At 45.3% G+C, this 21,349-nt stretch carries 19 protein-coding genes; 11 read left to right on the top strand and 8 right to left on the bottom strand.

Annotation, left to right across the window (positions count from 1 at the left end; translation table 11 throughout):
* Positions 1 to 59 precede the first annotated feature (59 nt).
* The 4 genes from uvrA to AC23P2_RS02370 form a co-directional block, all read right to left on the bottom strand.
* Complete coding sequence (uvrA, locus tag AC23P2_RS02385) at positions 60 to 2,912, bottom strand: excinuclease ABC subunit UvrA (RefSeq protein WP_487771704.1); 2,853 nt, start codon at positions 2,910 to 2,912, stop codon at positions 60 to 62.
* A 39-nt stretch (positions 2,913 to 2,951) separates the two neighbouring features.
* Positions 2,952 to 3,338 (bottom strand): hypothetical protein, encoded by a 387-nt coding sequence (locus AC23P2_RS02380; protein ID WP_487771703.1) that lies wholly within the window; start codon positions 3,336 to 3,338, stop codon positions 2,952 to 2,954.
* Positions 3,339 to 3,340: 2 nt separating this feature from the next.
* The gene (locus AC23P2_RS02375) at positions 3,341 to 3,886 is read right to left on the bottom strand and encodes an ADP-ribosyltransferase (RefSeq protein ID WP_487771702.1); all 546 of its coding nucleotides are present in this window, start codon (positions 3,884 to 3,886) and stop codon (positions 3,341 to 3,343) included.
* Positions 3,887 to 3,965: 79 nt separating this feature from the next.
* Complete coding sequence (locus tag AC23P2_RS02370; RefSeq protein WP_487771701.1) at positions 3,966 to 7,181, bottom strand: S41 family peptidase; 3,216 nt, start codon at positions 7,179 to 7,181, stop codon at positions 3,966 to 3,968.
* Positions 7,182 to 7,448: 267 nt separating this feature from the next.
* Here AC23P2_RS02370 and AC23P2_RS02365 point away from each other — a divergent pair, with 267 nt between their 5' ends.
* Genes AC23P2_RS02365 through frr form a run of 7 tightly spaced genes read left to right on the top strand, consistent with a single transcriptional unit; the run spans position 7,449 to position 11,862 of the window.
* Positions 7,449 to 7,658, top strand: coding sequence for a hypothetical protein (locus AC23P2_RS02365; protein ID WP_487771700.1), 210 nt, complete (start codon positions 7,449 to 7,451; stop codon positions 7,656 to 7,658).
* A 17-nt stretch (positions 7,659 to 7,675) separates the two neighbouring features.
* Positions 7,676 to 7,732 (top strand): hypothetical protein, encoded by a 57-nt coding sequence (locus tag AC23P2_RS02360; RefSeq protein WP_487771791.1) that lies wholly within the window; start codon positions 7,676 to 7,678, stop codon positions 7,730 to 7,732.
* A gap of 35 nt (positions 7,733 to 7,767) precedes the next feature.
* Positions 7,768 to 9,036 (top strand): glucuronyl esterase domain-containing protein, encoded by a 1,269-nt coding sequence (locus AC23P2_RS02355; RefSeq protein ID WP_487771699.1) that lies wholly within the window; start codon positions 7,768 to 7,770, stop codon positions 9,034 to 9,036.
* 47 nt (positions 9,037 to 9,083) lie between these two features.
* Positions 9,084 to 9,986 (top strand): DMT family transporter, encoded by a 903-nt coding sequence (locus tag AC23P2_RS02350; RefSeq protein ID WP_487771698.1) that lies wholly within the window; start codon positions 9,084 to 9,086, stop codon positions 9,984 to 9,986.
* Positions 9,987 to 10,022: 36 nt separating this feature from the next.
* Positions 10,023 to 10,523 carry an acyl-CoA carboxylase biotin carboxyl carrier protein subunit gene (locus tag AC23P2_RS02345; RefSeq protein ID WP_487771697.1) on the top strand — a complete coding sequence of 167 codons (501 nt, stop codon included), beginning with the start codon at positions 10,023 to 10,025 and terminating at the stop codon, positions 10,521 to 10,523.
* 17 nt (positions 10,524 to 10,540) lie between these two features.
* Complete coding sequence (gene pyrH, locus AC23P2_RS02340) at positions 10,541 to 11,260, top strand: UMP kinase (RefSeq protein WP_487771696.1); 720 nt, start codon at positions 10,541 to 10,543, stop codon at positions 11,258 to 11,260.
* 41 nt (positions 11,261 to 11,301) lie between these two features.
* A complete protein-coding gene (frr, locus tag AC23P2_RS02335; RefSeq protein ID WP_487771695.1) occupies positions 11,302 to 11,862 on the top strand; it encodes a ribosome recycling factor in 561 nt (186 codons plus the stop codon).
* A 54-nt stretch (positions 11,863 to 11,916) separates the two neighbouring features.
* Here frr and AC23P2_RS02330 read toward each other — a convergent pair whose 3' ends face one another.
* From AC23P2_RS02330 to AC23P2_RS02320, 3 genes are all read right to left on the bottom strand, one after another.
* Entirely contained in the window at positions 11,917 to 12,213 is a 297-nt protein-coding gene (locus AC23P2_RS02330) for a rhodanese-like domain-containing protein (protein WP_028523942.1), read from the bottom strand.
* Between the two features lie 13 nt (positions 12,214 to 12,226).
* Positions 12,227 to 14,056, bottom strand: coding sequence for a T9SS type A sorting domain-containing protein (locus tag AC23P2_RS02325; protein WP_487771694.1), 1,830 nt, complete (start codon positions 14,054 to 14,056; stop codon positions 12,227 to 12,229).
* Between the two features lie 70 nt (positions 14,057 to 14,126).
* Positions 14,127 to 14,921 carry a PASTA domain-containing protein gene (locus AC23P2_RS02320; RefSeq protein ID WP_487771693.1) on the bottom strand — a complete coding sequence of 265 codons (795 nt, stop codon included), beginning with the start codon at positions 14,919 to 14,921 and terminating at the stop codon, positions 14,127 to 14,129.
* 199 nt (positions 14,922 to 15,120) lie between these two features.
* On the opposite strand from AC23P2_RS02320, the gene AC23P2_RS02315 reads away from it, so the two are divergent.
* The 3 genes from AC23P2_RS02315 to AC23P2_RS02305 all read left to right on the top strand — a co-directional run bounded on the left by AC23P2_RS02315 (position 15,121) and on the right by AC23P2_RS02305 (position 17,894).
* Entirely contained in the window at positions 15,121 to 16,368 is a 1,248-nt protein-coding gene (locus AC23P2_RS02315; protein ID WP_487771692.1) for an ABC transporter permease, read from the top strand.
* A 63-nt stretch (positions 16,369 to 16,431) separates the two neighbouring features.
* The gene (locus AC23P2_RS02310) at positions 16,432 to 16,878 is read left to right on the top strand and encodes a DMT family transporter (RefSeq protein ID WP_472492235.1); all 447 of its coding nucleotides are present in this window, start codon (positions 16,432 to 16,434) and stop codon (positions 16,876 to 16,878) included.
* Positions 16,879 to 16,880: 2 nt separating this feature from the next.
* The gene (locus tag AC23P2_RS02305; protein WP_487771691.1) at positions 16,881 to 17,894 is read left to right on the top strand and encodes a DNA cytosine methyltransferase; all 1,014 of its coding nucleotides are present in this window, start codon (positions 16,881 to 16,883) and stop codon (positions 17,892 to 17,894) included.
* On the opposite strand, the gene AC23P2_RS02300 is transcribed toward AC23P2_RS02305, so the two are convergent.
* The gene (locus AC23P2_RS02300; RefSeq protein ID WP_487771690.1) at positions 17,891 to 19,420 is read right to left on the bottom strand and encodes a hypothetical protein; all 1,530 of its coding nucleotides are present in this window, start codon (positions 19,418 to 19,420) and stop codon (positions 17,891 to 17,893) included. The genes AC23P2_RS02305 and AC23P2_RS02300 overlap by 4 nt on opposite strands.
* A 147-nt stretch (positions 19,421 to 19,567) precedes the next feature.
* On the opposite strand from AC23P2_RS02300, the gene argS reads away from it, so the two are divergent.
* On the top strand, positions 19,568 to 21,346 hold the full coding sequence (gene argS / locus AC23P2_RS02295; protein ID WP_487771790.1) for an arginine--tRNA ligase: 1,779 nt from the start codon (positions 19,568 to 19,570) through the stop codon (positions 21,344 to 21,346).
* Positions 21,347 to 21,349: the final 3 nt, after the last annotated feature.

The raw sequence follows: 21,349 nt of genomic DNA, 5'->3' as shown, positions 1-21,349 counted from the left end.
AGAAAAAATGAATTGGATCTTTATTTATCTTTTTCTACTAAGATTTAGCCTCGCCGAGGCTACTCCAACTCCATTTTCAAAAACTTCCCAGTAAAGCTTTCCTTTACCTTCGCCACTTGTTCGGGAGTACCTTCGCCGATGATGCGCCCGCCGCCGCTGCCACCTTCTGGGCCAAGGTCGATGACGTGGTCTGATACCTTTATCACATCTAAGTTATGCTCAATAATCAGTACCGTGTTTCCTTTGTCGGCTAGTTTGTCTAAGACATGAAGTAAATGTTTAATGTCCTGAAAATGAAGCCCCGTCGTAGGCTCGTCCAAAATATAGAGCGTTTTGCCTGTGTCTTTTTTAGAAAGTTCTTCGGCCAATTTTACACGTTGCGCTTCACCACCCGAGAGGGTAGTAGCGTGTTGTCCAAGCGTAATATAGCCCAAACCGACGTCGTTGAGGGTCTGTACTTTACGGTGGATTTTGGGAATACTTTCAAAAAACTCCAGGGCTTGTTCCACTGTCATGTCGAGCACGTCGGCCACGGATTTTCCTTTGTAGCGTACTTCCAAAGTTTCACGATTAAAGCGTTTGCCTTTGCACGTATCACAATCGACATAAACGTCGGGCAAAAACTCCATTTCGATTTTTTTCATTCCCGCACCTTCGCAATCCTCACAACGGCCGCCTTTTACGTTGAACGAAAAACGCCCAGGTTTGTAACCACGAATTTTGGCTTCGGGAAGTTCGGCAAACAACGTGCGAATTTCTGAAAATAAGTTGGTGTAGGTCGCAGGGTTAGAGCGAGGCGTACGGCCAATGGGCGATTGATCCACCTCAATCACCTTGTCGATATGTTCTAATCCTTCGATGTTTTTAAAGGGAAGAGGCTCGCGTTTTGAATTGTAAAAATGGCGGTTGAGAATCGGGAAAAGCGTCTCGTGAATGAGGGAAGATTTACCACTGCCGCTTACGCCCGTTACACTTACCATTTTACCAAGCGGAAGTTTGAGTGTTACATTTTTGAGATTATGCCCCGTTGCGCCTTTCAACACAATGGCATTACCGTTTCCTGCGCGACGTTTTTTAGGAATTTCGATGGCGCGGCGGCCACTCAAAAAGTCGGAAGTAAGGGAGCCGTTTTTAAGAAACTCTGCGGGAGTTCCGTGGCCTACCACTTGCCCGCCGTGGCGACCCGCGCCAGGGCCGATGTCGAGGATGTAATCTGATTCGAGCATCATGTCTTTGTCGTGTTCGACGACGAGGACGGTGTTACCCAAATCCCGTAGTTTTTTCAGTGAATCAATCAGACGAACGTTATCGCGTTGATGCAGTCCAATACTGGGCTCATCCATGATATAAAGCACGCCCGTAAGTTGCGTCCCGATTTGCGTGGCCAGGCGAATGCGTTGCGCTTCTCCGCCCGAAAGCGTTTTCAAAGGGCGATTGAGCGTTAAATAATCCAAGCCAACGTCCAATAAAAAGCCAACTCGCTTGCGAATTTCCTTGAGCACTTCACGGCCAATCAACCGCTGACGTTCGGTGATACGGTCTTCCAGCCCATCGTTGATCCAGCGGCTCAATTCGCTAATATCAGCTTCGGCCAATTCGGCAATATTTTTATCCCCAATTTTAAACCAAAGTGCTTCTTTTTTCAAGCGGGCTCCTTTGCAATCGGGGCAGGTATTGATGTGCATAAAATCCTTGAGCCATTCCTGAATTTTCTCCGTTCCGTTTTCTTGTTGACGGCGCAAAAAAGGAATGATACCCTCGTACTTGGTGTTCCATTCGGTACCTTCGTACTTTTTGGAAGGTACGGGTACAGGCTCGTCGGTACCGTTGAGCATAATGTCAATGGCCTCGGGGGGATACTTTTCAATTGGGGTATTGAGGTTTATCTTGTAAGGTTTGAGTAATACTTCAAGTTGTTTGAATATCCACAAATCACGGTACTCGCCGATGGGAGCAATAGCGCCCTTGCTGAGGCTGAGGGTTTTATCGGGTAAGATACTTTCCTCCGTAATTTCCTCGATCACCCCCAGACCTTGGCAAGTAGGGCACCAGCCGTAAGGGGAGTTGAAAGAAAAACTGTTGGGAGCAGGATCATCATAACTGATTCCCGACTCAGGGTCCATGAGGTTTTGGGAGAAATAATGCACTTGGTTTTTCGCGTCCAAAAGCATCATTACACCCTTACCTTGCTTGAGGGTAGTTCCGACCGATTGGCTAAGACGAAAACGATCTTCAGCTGATGGAATCAACCGATCAATAACAATTTCGATGTCATGGATTTTGTAACGGTCGAGCTGCATTTTGGGCGTAATGTCCTGCACTTCACCGTCCACCCGCACTTTGGTGTAGCCTAGTTTGGCAATTTGGACAAACAATTCGCGGTAGTGCCCTTTCCGTCCTTTGACAACGGGAGCGAGTAGGATAGCCTTTTGACTCTCAAACTGACCGAGAATTTGGTCGATGATTTGGTCTTGTGACTGTTTAATCATCGGTCGGCCCGTCACGTAGCTGTAGGCATCGCCAGCGCGGGCGTACAAAAGGCGCAAAAAGTCGTAGATTTCGGTTACTGTCCCGACCGTAGAGCGGGGATTGCGCGAGGTAGTTTTTTGTTCAATGCTGATGACAGGACTGAGCCCTTCGATTTTGTCCACGTCGGGGCGCTCCATGTCACCCAGAAAACCACGGGCATAAGCCGAGAAGCTTTCCATGTAGCGGCGTTGCCCTTCGGCATAAATGGTATCAAACGCGAGCGAAGATTTGCCACTGCCGCTGATACCCGTCACCACTACGAGTTTATTGCGCGGAATAGTAACGTCGATGTTTTTTAAATTATGTTCTCGGGCACCCATAACCTCAATGCGGTCGTGGCCTGTGAGTTCGATGTCTGTTAAAATAGGCTGATTGTTCTCCATGAATTGGTAACGCAAAACGAAACCGTAAAGTTACCAAATCTATTGGGAGGGCGTATTGGAGACTAGCTTTGTTTCGAGCGAAGATTGAAATTTTTTGTGTAAACGCCACTCGGGAGTAGTTGTTAGCTCGTTTTCGTTGTTGGCAGTTGCTTCCGCTGTAGGAAGGGATGAATTTGAGGTTTGGGCTTCGAAGAAATCTTGAAGCTGATCTAACAGATGAATCAAACGAGCTTTCGTACGTTTTGATAAATGTTGGTCTCTCAACTTTTGTTTTACATCATTCATAAAATCAATAAGAATCTCTTTATTAATACGCATGTCGGCTTCATCGTAACTTTCTTGGTAAGAAATACGCAGCGATTCTAAGAGAGTATGAGAAAACAAATCAGGCTTTTCTTCCTTAGGTTTGTGGGCAAGTACAGCCATAATCAAATTTCGTAAAGTACTACATTTAACAAGTTACCACGTTCGTCTTGTAAAATATCAACAACTTCAAAAGAGGTGTTACACCGAAAAAGTACTTCACGTTCATTTTGAGAGTCGTTTATCCCAAAGTTAGCAATATGTTCAATCATTTTACCCGCCTTACTGTAAATTTTTACCGACGTCTTACCAAACATATTTGCAATCTGTTTACTCCTGCTTGATGAAAAAAACTGACTTTTGGTTATGACCAGATCGTTCTCAAATGCGCTGATGTATATTTCTGCCTGCATTTTTGATAAATCTTCGCCTCTGTAAACAACTCCCTCATAATCTGGCAATTTTGACAAACACTCATCAAGAAGTTGAGCAAATAGTGGTAAGTTGTGGCCTTGATTTAACCGTAGTAGTTTATTTACATCTTCGTATCCAGTGTCAGAATATTTGTAAATAATTGCTTTCTCAAAATTTGTAAGTAAAGGCTCTGGTTTATTTTTTACCAATTGAATTTCTTGTTGTAAATAAACCGTAGCATATTCCTCTACTGTCATACTGTAATTCTTATTGTTCAAGAACCCTGTTGACGGTACTTAATTAGGTATGGTAACAGGGTTCTTGAAAATAATTTTTCTACTTCACCTCTTTCACCAATTCTTCTACCGCACGTTCTAGCTGCTGGTCTTTGCCTTTGCCTACTACGTCGTACTCGTTAGAAACCTTGATGTTGGGTTCGGTTTGGGCGTTTTCTAGGTACGTACCCGCCATGCTTTTCACTCCCACAGGCGGCACACCCCAACGAATGCTTGGGTCTTGCAATGTTTCCCAACCTGCAAACGTACAAGTGCCTGGTACGGGCATCCCGACGAGCTTATTGAGTGAAGCCGCTTGTGTCATGTGGGCATAGCAGTGGCCGTCGGAATAGTTGGCTTCGTTGGCCAACGAAATACTCGCTTTACTCCAACGATAGCTTGGTTCCGAATACATAACGCGTTTGTCGGTGGAGTTGTACATATACGTTTTACCCGAAAAGAAGGTCGCTAAATCAGACACCAAGTCGCCGCCGCCGTTGTTGCGGGTATCGACGACAATGCCTTTTTTGAGCGCATACTTACCCATTACTTCGTCGTACGTAACGCGGAAAGGGCCATCGGCCATACCAGGAATGTGAATATAGCCCAGTGTTCCGTTGCTCTGTTTTTCTACTTCATCTTGGTTTCTACGCACCCAACGTTTGTAAAGTAATTGGCTTTCCTCACCCACCGAAATGGGTTTTACCACTACTTCACGACGCGCTGTACCTTCAAGCAGAGTGAGTAAGACGTTTTTGCCTGATTTACGATTCAGAAACTGCGCATAGTCGCGGTCAGGAGTAAGGGTTTCGCCGTCGATGGCTTCGATGATGGTTCCTGCTTTGATGTTTAAGCCTGCTTTGTCGAGCGGGCCATCTTTTATCACTTCCTCTACGCGCATCCCCGTGCCTGTAAAGTTTTGGTCGTAAAAAACACCCAACGCAGCCGTAGCATCGGCTCCCGCAGTTCCTCCTCCAAAATACGAAGCGCCTGAGTGTGAGACGTTAAGTTCTCCCAGTAACTCTGAAAGCAATTCTGAGAACTCATAGTTGTTCCCGATATGAGGAAGGTGTTTTTCGTAATCGGGTTTGTAGCTATCCCAATCAACGCCGTGGAAAGTGGCGGTGTAAAAGGTAGTTTTGGTACGGCGCCATACGTGCTCAAACATAAACGCCCGTTCTGCGGCCACATCTAGGTTCATTTCGCCGCTGATACCAATGCTTTCTTGTTTGCCAGAAGTAGGGTCAATTTTTGAAATTCGCCCGTCGGAGTTCAAGAAAATAGATTTTTGTTCTTTGTCCCACACCATGCTACCACCGCCGTTGGCATTAAGTGTCACCAGTTGTTTGGTTTCGCGGGTGCGGAGGTTGGTGCTCCACAGATTATAACCTTTTTCAAAGCGCGAAAGATAATAAAGCATATCGCCGTCTTTGTTGATAAGGGCATCCGAGAGGTTGGATGAATGAATCGTCAAACGGGCTTTGCGCAATTCCAGCCCGTCGAGTTCAATCACCACTGTGGAATCTTTCTTGGCATCTTTCTTTTTGGTCGTATCGGCTTTTGCTGCTTTTTCTTCTACTTCTTTGGCCAAAGCAGCTTCTTCTTTACTCAATTTAAACTTGTCGAAAGCGGCTTGGGTGAAAAACATCGCATAAACGTCCGATTGAGAATTGCCACCCTGAGAGAGGCTTTTCAAACCTTCGCGGTTGCTAAACCACAACATGGCTTTTCCACCTTGTACCCACTTGGGGGTATCGTCTTCAAAGCCACTTTGGGTAAGGTTGGTGATTTTACCTTTGCCGTCGGTAGAAATAAGACCTACTTCACCTTCGCGGAGGTTGGGGATTTTATAATCAAATAAGAACCATTTTCCGTCGGGGCTCCATTGAAAATACTGGTCGTGGTCGCCCCACGAAAACAAGTCTTGGTTGGTCAGAATTGTACGGGTTTGTTTGGTGGCCAACGTTAGAATTTTGAGCGTCGCGCGGTCTTCAACAAAGGCGAGTTCTTTGCCGTCGGGAGAATACTTTGGCAGGTAGTTTTCTTTCTCATTCGCAATGAGTTCGCTTTCTTTTAATAAAGTCGAGGCATAGAAGTAGGGTTCTTCTTTGCGACTGATGCGCGTCTCGAAGATTTTCCAACGATTGCCCCGCTCCGATGAATACACCAAGGCTTTTCCATCGGGCGAAAAACTTACGCTCCGCTCTTGGCCCGCGCTGTTGGTGATGCGTTTGGTGATACCGCCTTCCACCGAACTGACAAACACTTCGCCACGAAAAATATAAGCTACTTCTTTTCCATTGGGTGAAACGGCCATGCTGCTTACTCCACCATTGACCGATAGTACGCGGTCGTTGTTGGCGCGGGTATCTGCCGCGATGCTGACGTTTACTTTTTTTGGACTTCCTCCCTCAGTGGGGTTAAGCGTAAAAATTTCACCATTAAACCCAAAGCAAAGTACTCCTTCATTGGCTCGACTTAAAAAACGTACAGGGTGTTTTTTGAACGAAGTAATGGCCTGGGACTGAGCCGTATTGTCCAAAGAAAGTTTGTGAATGTTGAACGAACCATTGGCTTCGCTTAGGTAAAAGAGCGTTTTTTCGTCGCTCCAAACGGCGTTACGATCTTCGCCCGCGAAATTGGTAATTTTGGTATGTTTCTGCGTTTTGGTGTCATACACCCAAAGGTCTCTTGCGATGGCAGACGTATGGTGCTTGCGCCAACTGTTTTCTCCCCCTTTTCGATCATGATAGACAAACTTGCTGCCGTCGCGGTTGTATTTGACGTCTTCAGCGGGGGTGGTGAGGAGTTGTTTGACGCGCCCTCCATTGATTGAGACGCTGTAAAGCTCCGTCATGTAACCTGCGGGGTACTGACGGTTGGTTGCTAAATCTTGGCGAGCACTTCCGAAAACAACGTTCTGGTTGTCGGTGCTAAAATCATAAGGAAATTCATTGGCAGAATGGAATGTAATGCGCTTGGCTTCCCCACCTTCTACAGGAATGGTGAATACATCGAAGTTGCCGTGGCGGTCGGAGGCAAAAGCGATTCGCTTACCATCGTGCGACCAGACGGGCATGTAATCGTGGGCTTCGTGGAGGGTAAGTGGAACGGCCGCCCCGCCCGAAGTAGCAACTTTCCAAATGTCTCCTTTGTAGGTAAAAACAATGGTTTTACCATCGGGAGAAATACTAGGATAGCGGAGCCACGTCTGGGTACGTCCTAACGTAGCTAACAAAACCAGACATAGCGTAGAGAAGTAAAAAGGGGTTTTCAATGGACAAATAAGGTTTAATGATGAAATGTAAATGGGAATAAAAAAGGGTCTAACCAGAAAAACCAGCATAAATATCCTAATAGACAGGCGATACTACCAAAAAAGAGCAAAGAAATTCGCTGAGATAGCGACCAATGGTTGAAAAGAATCTTAAATCCCCAATAAATGTACAGGCAGATGAGAATTGGATTGAGGTAATAATCAAGACGATAACAGCTTAATTTGGCGAAGCTACTGCTAGAACTTATATTTGTTTACCAAACAATTATGAAAATTGAGTTAGAAGTTCCTGACCATAAGGTAGCTTTTGTAATGGAGTTGTTGACAAGTATTCCATTTATCAAGGCGAAACTTTCTTCAAAAAAAGCTAAACAGGATACAACTGAGTATTTATTGAGCTCGGAAGCGAATAAAGAACGTTTACTTGCTGCTATTGAAAGGTCAAAAAATGGCGAAGTTATAGTACATACACACTAAGGGACGAACACAGGCTTGTGTATGAAGTGAAACAAGATAGTATTCACATCATACAGTGCCGTTTTCACTATTAAATGGCTCAAGGTAGAAACACAAAAAATAACGACGTATGAAACAGATAGCTATGGCCTTGGTGCTTGGGTTGGCAGTTGGGAAGGTAGTTGCGCAAAAAATCCCCGTCAATTACGACGAGAGCCAAATGCCCACATATACGTTACCCAATCCGTTGGTACTTTCCAATGGAAAACCCGTGACGTCCGTTTCGGTATGGGAAAAAACACGTCGCCCTGAATTGCTCAAGCTGTTTGCGGAAGAAGTCTATGGAGTGAATCCTTTCCCAAATACGATCAAAAGTACGGTTGAGGTCAAAACCGTAAACGAAAATGCGTTGGGTGGGAAAGCTATTTCCAAACAAATTACCCTACGTTTCCCAACCATTTCGCCTACTGCGGTGCTGAATGTTTTGTTGTATTTACCCAAAAATGTAAAGAAAGCTCCTGCCTTTGTCAGCCTCAATTTTACGGGCAATCACAGTACTATCCACGAAAAAGATATTTTAGTCACTGAAAATTGGGTAAATGCAGGTTTTGATAAAAGTTTTGTCAACAACCATGCGACTGAAGCCTCACGCGGCATCGCCGAGCGGCGTTGGCCTTACGAAGCGATTATTGCTCGTGGTTATGCGGTAGCGACGGCCTATTATGGTGACCTTGAGCCTGATCACGCCGAGGGCTGGAAAACAGGAATTCGGGCGGTGTTGATGCCTGAGCAGCGTGAAAAATGGAGTGCCTTGGGCGTATGGGCGTGGAGCATGAGCCGCATGGTCGATTACTTGATTCAGCACGAAAGCCAGATTGATGCCCAAAAAATCATTGGTGTGGGGCATTCGCGCATCGGAAAAGCGACGCTTTGGGCGGGAGCGGAAGACCCGCGTTTTGCGGTGGTGATTTCCAACGACTCGGGCGAAGGGGGAGCGGCATTGTCTCGTCGATGGATAGGAGAAACCGTAGAGCACCTCAACACGCAGTTTCCTCATTGGTTTTGTGCCAGTTACAAAAAATACAACAAAGCAGTGCAAGAAATGCCCGTTGACCAACACGAGTTGTTAAGTTTGATTGCGCCTCGTCCGCTCTATGTAGCGAGTGCTTCAAAAGACACGTGGGCCGATCCTAAAGGAGAGTTTTTGAGTGCCTTAGAAGCAGGAAAAGTGTATCAATTGTACAAAAAAACAGGTTTAGGGGTTGCAGAAATGCCTGTAGTAAATACGCCTGTAGGGCAAACAATCGGCTATCATTTGCGCGAAGGAGGCCATGATATTTTGCTTTATGATTGGGAACAATACATGAACTTTATCGACAAGCACATTAAAATCCAATAAACCCACTATTTTTGCAAAATAAAAATATCAAATAAGCTCAGTTTGTCGTGGACGATTCTTCTAAAAATCCTTTGCAAGCGTGGATTTTACTGATTCTGGTAGCCCTCACGTGGGGGACGTCCTTCATTTTAATTAAAAAGAGCTTAGGAACGTTTAGTGTTACGGAAGTGGCAGCGGGGCGATTGTTTTTGGCTTCGCTTTTTTTTGTGCCTATTATGATCAAAACCCGTAACCAAATTCCGCTCGACCGTTTTCCCTTTATATTGGTATCGGCATTGATGGGCTACGTGATTCCTGCGTTTTTGTTTGCCAAAGCAGGCACACGTCTCAATAGCTCGTTATCGGGGATGCTCAATTCGCTTAGTCCACTTTGTACGTTGGTGTTGGGAGTGTTGTTTTTTGCCCAACCGCGCCGCCCTATGCAAATTGCGGGTATTATATTGGGGTTATTGGGGTCTTTATTACTAATTCTGTCGAATCTAACGGGGGCCATTAACGTGGCAGACCCTTATGCTTTTTTGATTTTGAGTGCTACGCTGATGTATGGCGTCAATATCAACACCATTGCGTTTCGATTGAGCCACTTACCCGCCCTTACCATGACAGCTTGGACGTTTGTGTTCATCGGCCCTATTTCACTGATTGCATTGTTTACCACCGATTTTTTTGTCAAAGTAACAACTCCCCAAAACCTGCAACCTTCGCTGTATTTGCTGGCGTTGGGAGTGGTAGGTTCAGGATTGGCATCGGTGTTGTTTAATCGGGTGGTTCAATTGGCTTCGGGACTGTTTGCATCGTCGGTGACGTACTTGATTCCGATTGTGGCAATTGGCTGGGGAATTTTGGATGGGGAGCGAATTAGCTTTCAACAGTACCTCGGAATGGGAGTAATTTTAACGGGTATTTATTTAGTAAATCGCCGAGTGAAATCCTCGGGGGTAGAGTCGTAGGCATTCAATCTCACAATTTATAAACTACCTAGTACCATGTTAAAAGTAATCATCAACGAACAACAAGCTTTTGAAGTAGAGACAAAAAATGAAACCACGACACTCAACGGGCAACCGTTTGCGTGGGATTTGGTGGCGCTAGACAATGGTCATTTTCACATCATCAAAGATGACCGCTCGTTTAATGCCGAAGTAGTAGAGGCCAACTACGCCGATAAGAGTTTCAAAGTAAAGGTAAACGAAACCATTTATAACGTAGCTGCCAAAGACCGTTTTGACCTGTTGCTTGAACAAATGGGGATAAACAACAGCACCAAAAACAAAGTAAATAACCTCAAAGCACCGATGCCAGGGCTGATTTGGGACATCAAAGTGCAAGTAGGAGATGTCGTAAAAGCAGGTGATGTGGTGTTGGTGTTGGTGGCAATGAAAATGGAAAACGCCCTCAAATCCTCAGGCGATGGCGTGGTAAAAAGCATTAAAGTCAACAAAGGCGATAGCGTTGACAAAAATCAAGTACTAATAGAGTTTGAATAAACTGATTTCATTATATTATGCAACAACCTAGATACAAACGTATTCTCCTAAAACTCAGCGGTGAAGCCCTCAGCGGCTCCGATAAAAAACAAGTCATTGACTTTGATGTTCTCCAACAGTTTGCCCAAGAAGTAAAAACAGTGGTTGATGCAGGAGTTCAAGTAGCGATTGTAATTGGGGGAGGAAATATTTTTCGCGGTGCTTCTGTCGAAAAATCGGGCATTGACCGCGTTCAGGGAGATTACATGGGGATGCTTGCAACGGTTATCAACAGCATGGCGATCCAGAGTTCGCTCGAAAAACACGGGATGTACACTCGCCTTATGTCAGCCATTAAGATGGAACAAGTGGCGGAGCCGATGATTCGCCGTCGTGCGGTACGTCATTTAGAAAAAGGACGAGTAGTGATTTTTGGGGCAGGTACTGGAAACCCTTACTTTACGACCGACTCGGCAGGGGCACTTCGCGCCATCGAAATCAATGCCGATGCGGTGTTGAAAGGGACGCGCGTCGATGGTATTTACACGGCAGATCCTGAAAAAGATCCAACAGCGACGCGCTACGAAAAAATTACGTACGATCAAGCTTTGTCGGAAAACCTAAAAATTATGGATTTGACGGCTTTTGCCCTTTGCAAAGAAAACAACTTACCAATCATTGTCTTTGACATGAATAAGCCTGGAAACCTCTTGAGATTGGTCAATGGAGATTCGGTTGGAACGCTGGTGTCGAATTAATTTTAGAGCATAATTATCAATAGAATAACGTAAATCAACCAATGGAAGAAATCGAATTGTATCTCGACGATGCGAAAGATACGATGGACAGAGCCATCAAGCACTTGACGATTGAGTTGTCGAAAATTCGTGCGGGGAAAGCTTCCCCTAACATGCTAGACGGAATCCAAGTAGAATACTACGGAGTGATGTCGCCTATCCAAAACGTAGCTTCGATAACCACTCCCGACGCACGTACGATTGCGATAAAGCCTTTCGAGAAAAAGATAATTGGAGAAATTGAGAAAGCGATTCGTAATAGCTCGCTCGGCTTGTCGCCTAACAACGACGGCGAAAACATCCGCTTGAGTATTCCAATGCTCACCGAAGAGCGTCGCCGCGATTTGATGAAACGAGTAAAGCAAGAAATCGAAACGGCTAAAGTGAACGTTCGTAATATTCGTCAAAGCACGAATAATGAACTTCGCAAATTGACAAAAGAAGGAGTTTCGGAAGACGAAGTAAAACGCGCCGAAGAACGCGTACAAAAACTAACGGATAGTTTTATCGCTAAAATCGAAACGATTTATACCGCTAAAGAACAAGACGTAATGTCGGTATAAAACAAAAATGGGGAGCTTAACGCTCCCCATTTTTTGTATGGCGTACGGCGAAGCTTAGTCAAGTTCGTTGTAGGCAAGAATACCACCAATTACGTTACGCACATTCGTAAAGCCTTGGCTTTGCATAAACCGTTGGGCGGTTTCGCTTCGCTTTCCCGAGCGGCAATGTACCAATACCTCCGCCTCTTTGAGGTGGTCGATTTCAGAAAGGCGATGCGGAAGATCGCCCAATGGAATCAACAAGCCTCCAATGTTATCGGCTTCGTATTCGTAATCTTCGCGGACATCAATGAGGTTGATTTCTTCGCCGCTTTCGATGCGTTGTTTTAGTTCTTCTACTGTAATATCCATCGTTGTTCTTAATTTATTTGCTCAACAAAATTTTCTTCACGACAGTTTTCTTTTCGTTGGAAAGCCGTAAAAAATAAATTCCATCTCCTAATGGAGTCAAGTCAATGCTGCGTTCGGCGGGCTGAACTGGCTGAGAACGCAATCGTGTACCGTTGAGTTGATATACTTCAATGTATTTTACATCTCCCGAATTCCAACTTACGATGCCTCGGGTAGGGTTTGGATATACCTCCCATTCGGTTTCTTCGGTGGGTTCGACTGACGTCAGCGGGTCTGATTGCTTCACGGTTCCCAACACGGGGCGCAGCATCAAACTTCCTTGAAAATATGCCAAACTCGCGTCGTTTTTGAAACTCGTATAAGGTACCCATTCTTGTCCAGAATTGATAAATATCTTGTCTTCGTTAGCATTGTTGCGGTCGAGGCCAACGGGGATGCCATCTTGCCCAATTTGAAGCCAGCCAACGTAAAATGTATCACGAACGGCCACGCCATAATCGAACGGGAATTCAATAAACTGGTTAAATTGGGCAGGATATGATACTTTATACGCTTTTTGGTATAAAATACTTTTAGGACGACCTCTTTCACTGCTCCACACTTGAATTGTGATGGATTGGCCCGAAACATCTTTTACAATTGGCACGATATTCATCCGAACGCCCGAAAGATTATCAGGAGTATTGACCGTAAACCGAACCGCAGTACGCCCCAGCGAACGGTTGAAATAAACCGCACTTTCGGCACTGCCGTCGTCGTAGGCATAGTAGTCAGAAAGCTCAGTGATGCCCGAAATACTATCATTTCGGCGTAGGTCAATGCCTGGAATAGACGAGTTCTGGTTGTCGGTTGTCAGTACTTTAAACTGGGTTTTCAAGACTACTCTTTTGAGGGTATCCGAAAAAGAGATAGGGGCGGGTTTAAAAATAACGGGTTTTTGAGACGAAGACGAAATGTTGTCGGGCAATTGGGTAAAATCTATGTGCAAGCGATTATTAACAATATCTCGAACCGTATATGAAACCGTAATAGGGTTAAAACTATTAAAGAGGTTGTTGAGTTCGCTCTTTAGGGAGTCTGTGGTTTCGGCAACGGAGCGGGCCAAGTATTGTTTGATTGGCATGGCTGTGTAGCGCTTCAAGAATGAATTGACTGGAAGGCGATAGGCAACATCTCTGATAAACTGATCGGGTAGCCGACGGCCGCTGTTGAGATAAACATAATCCAAGTGCCACATATCAAATTGTCCCGACAAACGGCCATAGGAAATAAAGCGAAACTGGAAGTTGGGGTGAAAATATTCTGGCTCAACGGCCAGTTTTGTGTAATTAAAATTGTTATCAGGTTTTAGACCTTCTTTTTCCCACACCTTTTTCCACTCTCCTTGCTGATTTAGAAAATACAAATGGAGGAAATCGGTAGTGTCAGGCAGTTCGCCCAAACCGCGCAATTGTACATAAAAACTTAAATAAGTTGAAGTATCTTTAACCGAAGATAAATCAATGGGTTGGGATGCAAGTGTATCACCATAGCCCTGGGCAAAAGGACTTGCAAAGTTATAGGGGCGGCCTGTGGCATCTGCACCATCGAAGGTAACGACATTGAGGGTCGGCTGGCCTATTGTCAGTGTGTTGTTTACATAGGTACCACCGTTTTGCCACAAGTTGGGGTCGGGGCGGCCATTGGTTGACAATGAAAAATCGTCAAAAAAAGGCAAGGTAAGCGCTTGGGTACGCGCTGCTTTTTGGGGATTTGTAGAAGCCGACGGCCCAACGGGGACAACGACCCACTGAGCAGCTAAGGACTGGCATAACCCAAAGAAAAAGACGAGAGATAGGAACATGTTTAATGCCCTATCTCTCGTAATAAATAACATGCCGCGATGGCTACCTTTCTGCACTGTTACGTTACTTCTAAAGTTGTTCATTCTGTGGTTGCTGTTGCGTATCTGGCGACCCGACTACCCACAAGTCGATAATTTCACCGACGTGGATTTTATTGCCTGCTCCTGCCTCAGGGTTTTGCCGTACGATGGTTCCTGGCGGCTGACTTGGGTCATCCACATATTGAATCAGTGGTTTTCCTAAGTTGGAGCCTTTTAAGACAAAAAGGGCATCTTCGAGTGTTTTACCTACAACGTCAGGAACATCAAATTCAGTATTTCCGATGCCATCTCCTAGGTTAAGATCTATTTTAGAGCCTTGTGGAATGAGCGTACCAGGCAAAATGGGCTTGCCGTTGTAGAGCTGTTCCAGTACAGCGTCGTGGGCAGGGTCAGGTATGTAATTGATACGTCCTAACATTAACCCAAGACGTTTTAGCTCGGCAATGGCGCTGTTTTTGGTGCGATCCACTAGCTGCGACATTTTTACATTAGGCGCATTGAGGGTCGTGATATACAAATACAACTTCCGTCCTTCTTTTACCCGCATTCCTGCTTTGGGATGTTGTCGAATGACGCTGAGCGGTTTCTGCCCAACGACAAACGTACAATCGGCCACTTCATACCGAAGATTACGCTCATCGAGGTAGTCCTCAATTTGGTCTAAGGTCATTCCTTTGAGGTCAGGCACCGTGATACTTTGTCCGTGATTGGTTGTAAAAGGTAAATACACGAAAAAGAACCCCAAAAATAATGCCACAACCAGAGCTACTACCAGAGCAATATGTACATAAAGGTCTGTGCGCGAATTGGTACTGATTTTCATACAATAGACTGTGCTAACTATGAGTTTCCTGCAAAGAAAATCTAAATTTCTGAATTGGTACTACATCCAACGCCACTTTTATCGTCACCAATTAAACTACGGGATTGCCACTTGTGTAAAATGTTTGTGAAAAAAGCGTCATAAATCGAATTTTGTTTTCAATACCGAAAATTCCGTAACAACTTAACTATTAGCGGCCATGAAGTTTTTTCGACAAACCTTTGAGAGTTTGCGTTTTGCTTGGCAAGCACTTCGCTCAAATATTCTTCGTACTACCCTTTCTTTGTTGGGCGTAACCGTCGGGATTTTTGCGATTGTGGGCGTATTTACCATTGTGGATTCGTTGGAAAAAAATATCCGTCAGAGCTTGGCCGAAATCGGTACCGACGTACTTTATGTCCAAAAATGGCCTTGGGGTTTTGGGGGTGAATACCAGTGGTGGAAATATTTTCAATGGCCTGAAACCTCATACAGCGATTATAAGTTTTTGGCCGAACGCATCGAAGGGGCAGAAGCTACCGTTGTGATGGATTTTAAAGGTGGATTGACGGCCAAAAATGGCAATAATAGCATGGATGCGCTCCTTCAAGGGGTGTCGTACGAATACAACAAAGTTTCGGAAGTAACCGTAGAAAAAGGTCGCTACTTTACCCCACAAGAAGTGGATGCAGGCCGCAGTGTGGCTATTATCGGGGCAGAAATTGCCGAAAATCTCTTCCCAAGTGACCCTGACCCGACGGGAAAAAGCTTTAAAATCAAAGGTTTAAAGTACATGATTGTGGGGGTTCAGAAGAAAAAAGGCAAAAGTCTGTTTGATATTGCGGGTAATCCCGACACCAAGGTGTTGTTGCCATACTTAACTTTTGCTAAATCTTTTCAAAATCGGGTTGAAAACAGCGTCGATATTGTGGTGAAAGGAAAACCTGAAGATGAAGGGCAAGTGGAGTTAGAAGCGGAGATTGTGGGCTTGCTACGTACCAAAAGAGGGCTTAAACCGACCCAAACTACCAACTTTTCCATCAACCGCCCTGAAGCAGCGACCAAAGCTGTGTCGGGGGTATTTGGCGTGATTACCATTGCTGGGTGGGTCATTGGTAGTTTTTCGATTTTGGTAGGTGGTTTTGGCATTGCCAACATCATGTTCGTATCGGTCAAAGAACGTACCAACCTCATCGGGATTCAAAAATCATTGGGAGCGAAAAACTATTTTATTTTATTCCAATTTTTGTTTGAAGCCATTTTCTTGAGCTTGATTGGTGGCTTGGTTGGCATTGGGCTGGTGTATCTGCTGTCTTTTATTTCGTTAGGAAGTTTGGATATTATTCTTTCGCCCCAAAATATCGTTCTCGGACTCAGCGTGTCGAGCATCATTGGGGTAGTAGCAGGCATTGTTCCTGCCCTTGGAGCTGCTCGAATGGATCCTGTAGAGGCCATCCGTTCAAAATAGCCGCGCTTTTTATTCCAACATATTTTTGGGAAGTTTGTACGTGAGATTCAACGACAGCTTCCCATGTATTACTTTTTTCTGCTTTTAGCTTTTTTGATTGGCGTGACCAACACCTTTCAGTCGGGTGTGAACGCTCAGCTTCGGTTGGCGACTCAAAATCCTATTCTTTCATCCATTATCTCGTTTGTGACGGGGCTGGTTGGCTTGTTGGTTTGCTATGCCTTGTTCAACAAAGCCCCGATGCCCTCGTGGGATACCCTGCGGAGCATCGCGTGGTGGAAGTGGCTGGGAGGGGCGTGTGGGGCGTTTTATGTACTCACAGTTATTTTTATTGTCAAAGACATTGGCCCTGCCAATTTGCTGTGCTTGATCATTGCGGGGCAGCTCGTGGCGGGTGTGCTTATCGACCACTTTGGGTGGGTGGGCTTTGCAGTTCATCCCATCAATGCGTGGCGGGTACTGGGCATTGCGCTGATTATGGGCGGCGTGTGGCTGGTGCTCAAAAATTAATCATGTCTATGCTATTGGATACTTCCAAAACACCTTGGTTTACTTTTATCGACTTATTTGCGGGAATTGGTGGTTTTCGTATTGCCCTACAACGTTTGGGTGGGCGCTGTGTATTTAGCAGTGAATGGGATGTACAAGCGCAAAAAACGTACGAAGCTAATTTTGGCGAACGCCCCTACGGCGACATCACACTCGAATCGACCAAGGCGCACATCCCCGACGGCTTTGATGTATTGTGTGCTGGCTTTCCGTGTCAGGCATTTTCGATTGCAGGGCGGCGAGGTGGTTTTGAAGATACGCGCGGGACGCTTTTTTTTGACGTTGCCGATGTTATTCAACGAAAACGGCCAAAAGCGTTTTTTTTGGAAAATGTCAAAGGGTTACGAACGCACGACAAAGGAAAGACCCTTGCCACAATTCTTGCGACCCTGCGCGATGACTTAGGCTATTTTGTGCCCGAACCTCGCGTGCTCAATGCCCGTGATTTTGGCGTGCCTCAAAATCGGGAGCGAATTTTTATTGTAGGATTTCGGGGCGATTTGGGTGTGGATTCGTTTGAATATCCCGCACCTACCAACTCAGCAGCAGTGTTTGGAGAAATAAAAGAGCCACAGCCTGTTTCGGCAAAATATTATTTATCGACTCAGTACTTGCAAACATTGATTAACCATAAAAAACGCCATGAAAGCAAGGGGAATGGTTTTGGATACGAAACTATCTCGGACGAGGGCGTGGCCAATGCCATCGTAGTTGGGGGCATGGGGCGGGAGCGAAATCTCGTGTACGACCATCGCCTTACGGATTTTACGCCCCAAACGCGCATCAAAAGCGAAATAAATCGGGAGGGCATCCGCAAAATGACCCCGCGTGAATGGGCACGTTTACAGGGTTTTCCTGAGGATTTTAAGATTGTAGTGGCCGATATTTCGGCTTATAAACAGTTTGGAAACTCAGTGGCTATTCCTGCCATTCAGGCAACGGCCCAAAAAGTACTGGAAAAGTTGATGTTACGTTAATTTTCTTTCTTCGCTTCTGCTTTGGCATCTGGGCGGGGAGCATTGGGGTCGTAGGAGAGTTTGTTGACATAAAAAACGTCGCGCGAACCGCTTGCCCACTTTTCTCCACCCACTTTCTGGTACCCGTACGCCACAAAAAAACGGTCGTACCAAGCCGCTAATACGCCTTGCTCACTGTCAACAATTTTTTCACCTTCAACGGCTGTTTTCAGTTCGTGGATTTCTTTTTCTCGCACTACGCGACTGCGTTCGATGACTTCCGTATGAATTTTTTCCTCTTTGGGATAGGCCAATACCAGCAGCCCATCGCGTCGGGTGACTTGCACCATTGGCACAAGCTCAATATTCTCGACGTTTTCGAGGGCAAAGCAGTTGTCCCACAGAAGCTTCCCCGATTTGTCGAACCCACAAACAATGGCGTGGGTATATCGAAAAGCATCATATTCGCGGTGAATGTTTGACCTTCCACCACCGTAATACATATTGCCACTTTTATAGACAGGATAATAAACTTCGGCCACGAGGATAAACTCCTCTCCATTTTTAATGATGTCGTGTACCAACATTCGGTAACGGAACTTAGGCTCTTTTCCTTCTTCTTTTTGTCTAGAAATTTTTTCAACTACGCGTTGTTTTCGCTTGGGTTTGAGATAGTTGAAGAAGTTTTCTAGTTTAGAAAAATCAACCCATTGAAAACCTTCGGGTTCGGCGTCTTTGATTTTAGCAAAATACAATCCTTGCGAATATTGCGTACAACCTTGGGCATAATTGCCAACAATAAGCGAGGACGATTCGTCGAGCGATAAGATTTTTCCCGTAATCAGTCCGTTATCGTTTTCAAAAGGCATGGCAGTGGTTTTGACGAGTTTGCCTTCGTACGAGTAGGTTTTGATGGAAAAATGGCAATCGCTGCGCTTGGTAGTGTAAAGCAACACATGGAGCTGATTTTGCTGCTCGTCAAGTTCAAGGTTGCTGATTTCGGTATTGGTGGTGTACAAAAACGGTAGTGCTTTCACACTTTTGTCAAAAAATGAAAAAGCCATCACCATGGGGCGGCTGTTGTGATAACCACCGATAAAAGCCACATTACCAAGTACTTTGAAGTGAACGATGTCGGCGCGGGTGTGCAAATCTCCTTTGAAGGTTTCGGTTTCGCCATTTTGAAGGTCAAGACGCAGTACCATTACTTTGTCGGTATCGGTTTCTTGAAGTAGCCAATACAAAAAGTGTTGATTGTGGTATGACTTAATCGGGTGAAGCTGGTCTTCTAGGGTATATTCTGACATCCACCGCTGTTTGAGCAAGTTATCAAAACGATAGAATGTCCATTTCTCTTTTTTAAAATATTCTTCTTTCCGCTGGGTCACCAACAGCCCATCTTCGTTCAAAGGAGTGACGTCGAAGTATTCTTCGAGGCTTTGGTTTACTTTAAATTCTAAACGTACTGACTGTTCCAACTGCGCCGATGCAGGGAGTGTTAGCCAACTGATGACCAATAATAGGAGGGTAACTACCTTATTTTTCATTTCATGGCAAAGCTAAATGTGGAGAATGATACGAAAATAGAACCAATTTTTGGGAATACAAGTATTTGCTTGTCGAATTTGCCGTACTTTTGCGGCTTATTTAGCTGTCTCCGCTTACTAGGAGGAGCAACCAACGAACCACGTCTTATGCAAATCGAAGCCATTATCAAAACTTCTCTCCAAAGTGCATTAAAGGAGATTTATAATGTTGAAGAGCCAACAATCGCACTTCAACCTACCAAAAAAGATTTTGAAGGTTTTTATACATTCGTAACGTTCCCGTACACCAAAAGCCTCCGCAAGCCTCCCGTTGAAATAGGAAATGCACTGGGAGCATATGTGTTAGAGAAGTCGGGAGTAGTGAGCAATTTCAACGTCGTACAGGGGTTTCTGAACCTAAGTATTGACGAATCAGCTTGGGTCGGGGCACTTAATGCCTTGGCGCTTGACGAAAACTTCGGCTTTGCCGCACCCAATGGGCAGTCGGTGATGGTGGAATTTTCGTCTCCCAATACCAACAAACCACTTCACTTGGGGCACTTACGGAATAACTTTTTGGGAGATTCAGTAGCCCGTATTTTGAAAGCCAACGGTTACGACGTTATCAAAACTTGCCTTGTCAACGACCGTGGGATTCACATTTGTAAGTCGATGTTGGCCTATGCCAAACTGGGCAACGGCGAAACGCCCGAGTCGGCTGAAATGAAAGGTGACCACTTGATTGGGAAATATTATGTGTTGTTTGACAAAGAATACAAACAGCAAATCCAAACCCTTGTAGCTGAGGGAATGACCAAAGAAGAAGCAGAGAAAAAAGCGCCGTGGATGCTCGAAGCCCAAGAATTGCTCCGCAAGTGGGAACAGGGTGATGAAGCCACCGTTTCGCTTTGGAAAACCATGAACGAGTGGGTATATGCGGGTTTTAACGATACCTATCAGAAAATTGGGGTGAGTTTTGACAAGACGTATTATGAATCAAATACGTATTTACTCGGAAAAGATGCCGTAGAAGAAGGATTGGCCAAAGGGGTATTCTTCAAAAAGGCCGATAATTCGGTATGGATTGATTTGACCGAAGAGGGGCTGGACGAAAAGCTAGTTTTGCGCGGTGATGGTACGTCGGTTTATATTACCCAAGATTTGGGAACAACGGATTTGAAGTTTACCGATTTCTCTACCAATAAGTCAATTTGGGTAGTAGGAAACGAACAAGATTATCACTTCCAAGTGCTTTTTGCGATCCTCAAACGCCTTGGTCGTACCTACGCCGACGGCTGTTACCACCTCAGCTACGGAATGGTGGATTTGCCATCGGGAAAAATGAAGTCGCGGGAAGGAACGGTGGTGGATGCCGACGAACTCGTAGCAGAAGTAACCGCCGCAGCAGCTGAAGAAGGAAACGCCAAAGGTAAAATTGATGATTTTTCCGAAGCCGAAAAGCAAAAGCTCTTCTCGATGCTTGGCCTTGGGGCGTTGAAGTATTATTTGTTGAAAGTTGACCCACAAAAACGGATGTTGTTCAACCCTGCTGAATCAGTAGAGTTGCACGGACACACGGGGCCGTTTATTCAATACACCCACGCCCGTACGCGGTCGGTGTTGCGCAAGGCGGTGCAGTTAGGTATTGACTGGAACAAACCTGCCTCGACGGTAGCGTTGACGGCTTCTGAACAAGAAGTAATTTTTGCTCTTACGCAATTCCCTGACCGCGTGGCGGATGCAGGTCGCAACTATTCACCTGCGTTGATTTCGCAGTATGCGTACGAATTGGCGAAAGTATATAATACGTTTTACGCTGAAGTTTCAATTTTACAAGAACCAAACGCGGAAGCACAGCACGTTCGTTTGCTACTGACCCAAGCCATTGCTGATTCGATTCGTAAAGCGATGGAACTCTTGGGGATTGAAGTTCCCGATAGAATGTAGGGG

Source organism: Runella sp. R0.1_18, from assembly GCF_057652155.1.
This window is presented reverse-complemented; position numbering and strand designations above follow the sequence as displayed.

What these genes read in the sequence shown, in the direction of transcription:
- frr (WP_487771695.1), top strand. Translation starts at nt 11,302, where the DNA reads ATGGAAGAAATCGAATTGTATCTCGACGATGCGAAAGATACGATGGAC.
- AC23P2_RS02310 (WP_472492235.1), top strand. Translation starts at nt 16,432, where the DNA reads ATGTATTACTTTTTTCTGCTTTTAGCTTTTTTGATTGGCGTGACCAAC.
- AC23P2_RS02330 (WP_028523942.1), bottom strand. Translation starts at nt 12,213, where the DNA reads ATGGATATTACAGTAGAAGAACTAAAACAACGCATCGAAAGCGGCGAA.
- AC23P2_RS02365 (WP_487771700.1), top strand. Translation starts at nt 7,449, where the DNA reads ATGAAAATTGAGTTAGAAGTTCCTGACCATAAGGTAGCTTTTGTAATG.
- AC23P2_RS02355 (WP_487771699.1), top strand. Translation starts at nt 7,768, where the DNA reads ATGAAACAGATAGCTATGGCCTTGGTGCTTGGGTTGGCAGTTGGGAAG.
- pyrH (WP_487771696.1), top strand. Translation starts at nt 10,541, where the DNA reads ATGCAACAACCTAGATACAAACGTATTCTCCTAAAACTCAGCGGTGAA.
- argS (WP_487771790.1), top strand. Translation starts at nt 19,568, where the DNA reads ATGCAAATCGAAGCCATTATCAAAACTTCTCTCCAAAGTGCATTAAAG.
- AC23P2_RS02345 (WP_487771697.1), top strand. Translation starts at nt 10,023, where the DNA reads ATGTTAAAAGTAATCATCAACGAACAACAAGCTTTTGAAGTAGAGACA.
- AC23P2_RS02300 (WP_487771690.1), bottom strand. Translation starts at nt 19,420, where the DNA reads ATGAAAAATAAGGTAGTTACCCTCCTATTATTGGTCATCAGTTGGCTA.
- AC23P2_RS02380 (WP_487771703.1), bottom strand. Translation starts at nt 3,338, where the DNA reads ATGGCTGTACTTGCCCACAAACCTAAGGAAGAAAAGCCTGATTTGTTT.
- AC23P2_RS02305 (WP_487771691.1), top strand. Translation starts at nt 16,881, where the DNA reads ATGTCTATGCTATTGGATACTTCCAAAACACCTTGGTTTACTTTTATC.
- uvrA (WP_487771704.1), bottom strand. Translation starts at nt 2,912, where the DNA reads ATGGAGAACAATCAGCCTATTTTAACAGACATCGAACTCACAGGCCAC.
- AC23P2_RS02320 (WP_487771693.1), bottom strand. Translation starts at nt 14,921, where the DNA reads ATGAAAATCAGTACCAATTCGCGCACAGACCTTTATGTACATATTGCT.
- AC23P2_RS02375 (WP_487771702.1), bottom strand. Translation starts at nt 3,886, where the DNA reads ATGACAGTAGAGGAATATGCTACGGTTTATTTACAACAAGAAATTCAA.
- AC23P2_RS02325 (WP_487771694.1), bottom strand. Translation starts at nt 14,056, where the DNA reads ATGTTCCTATCTCTCGTCTTTTTCTTTGGGTTATGCCAGTCCTTAGCT.
- AC23P2_RS02315 (WP_487771692.1), top strand. Translation starts at nt 15,121, where the DNA reads ATGAAGTTTTTTCGACAAACCTTTGAGAGTTTGCGTTTTGCTTGGCAA.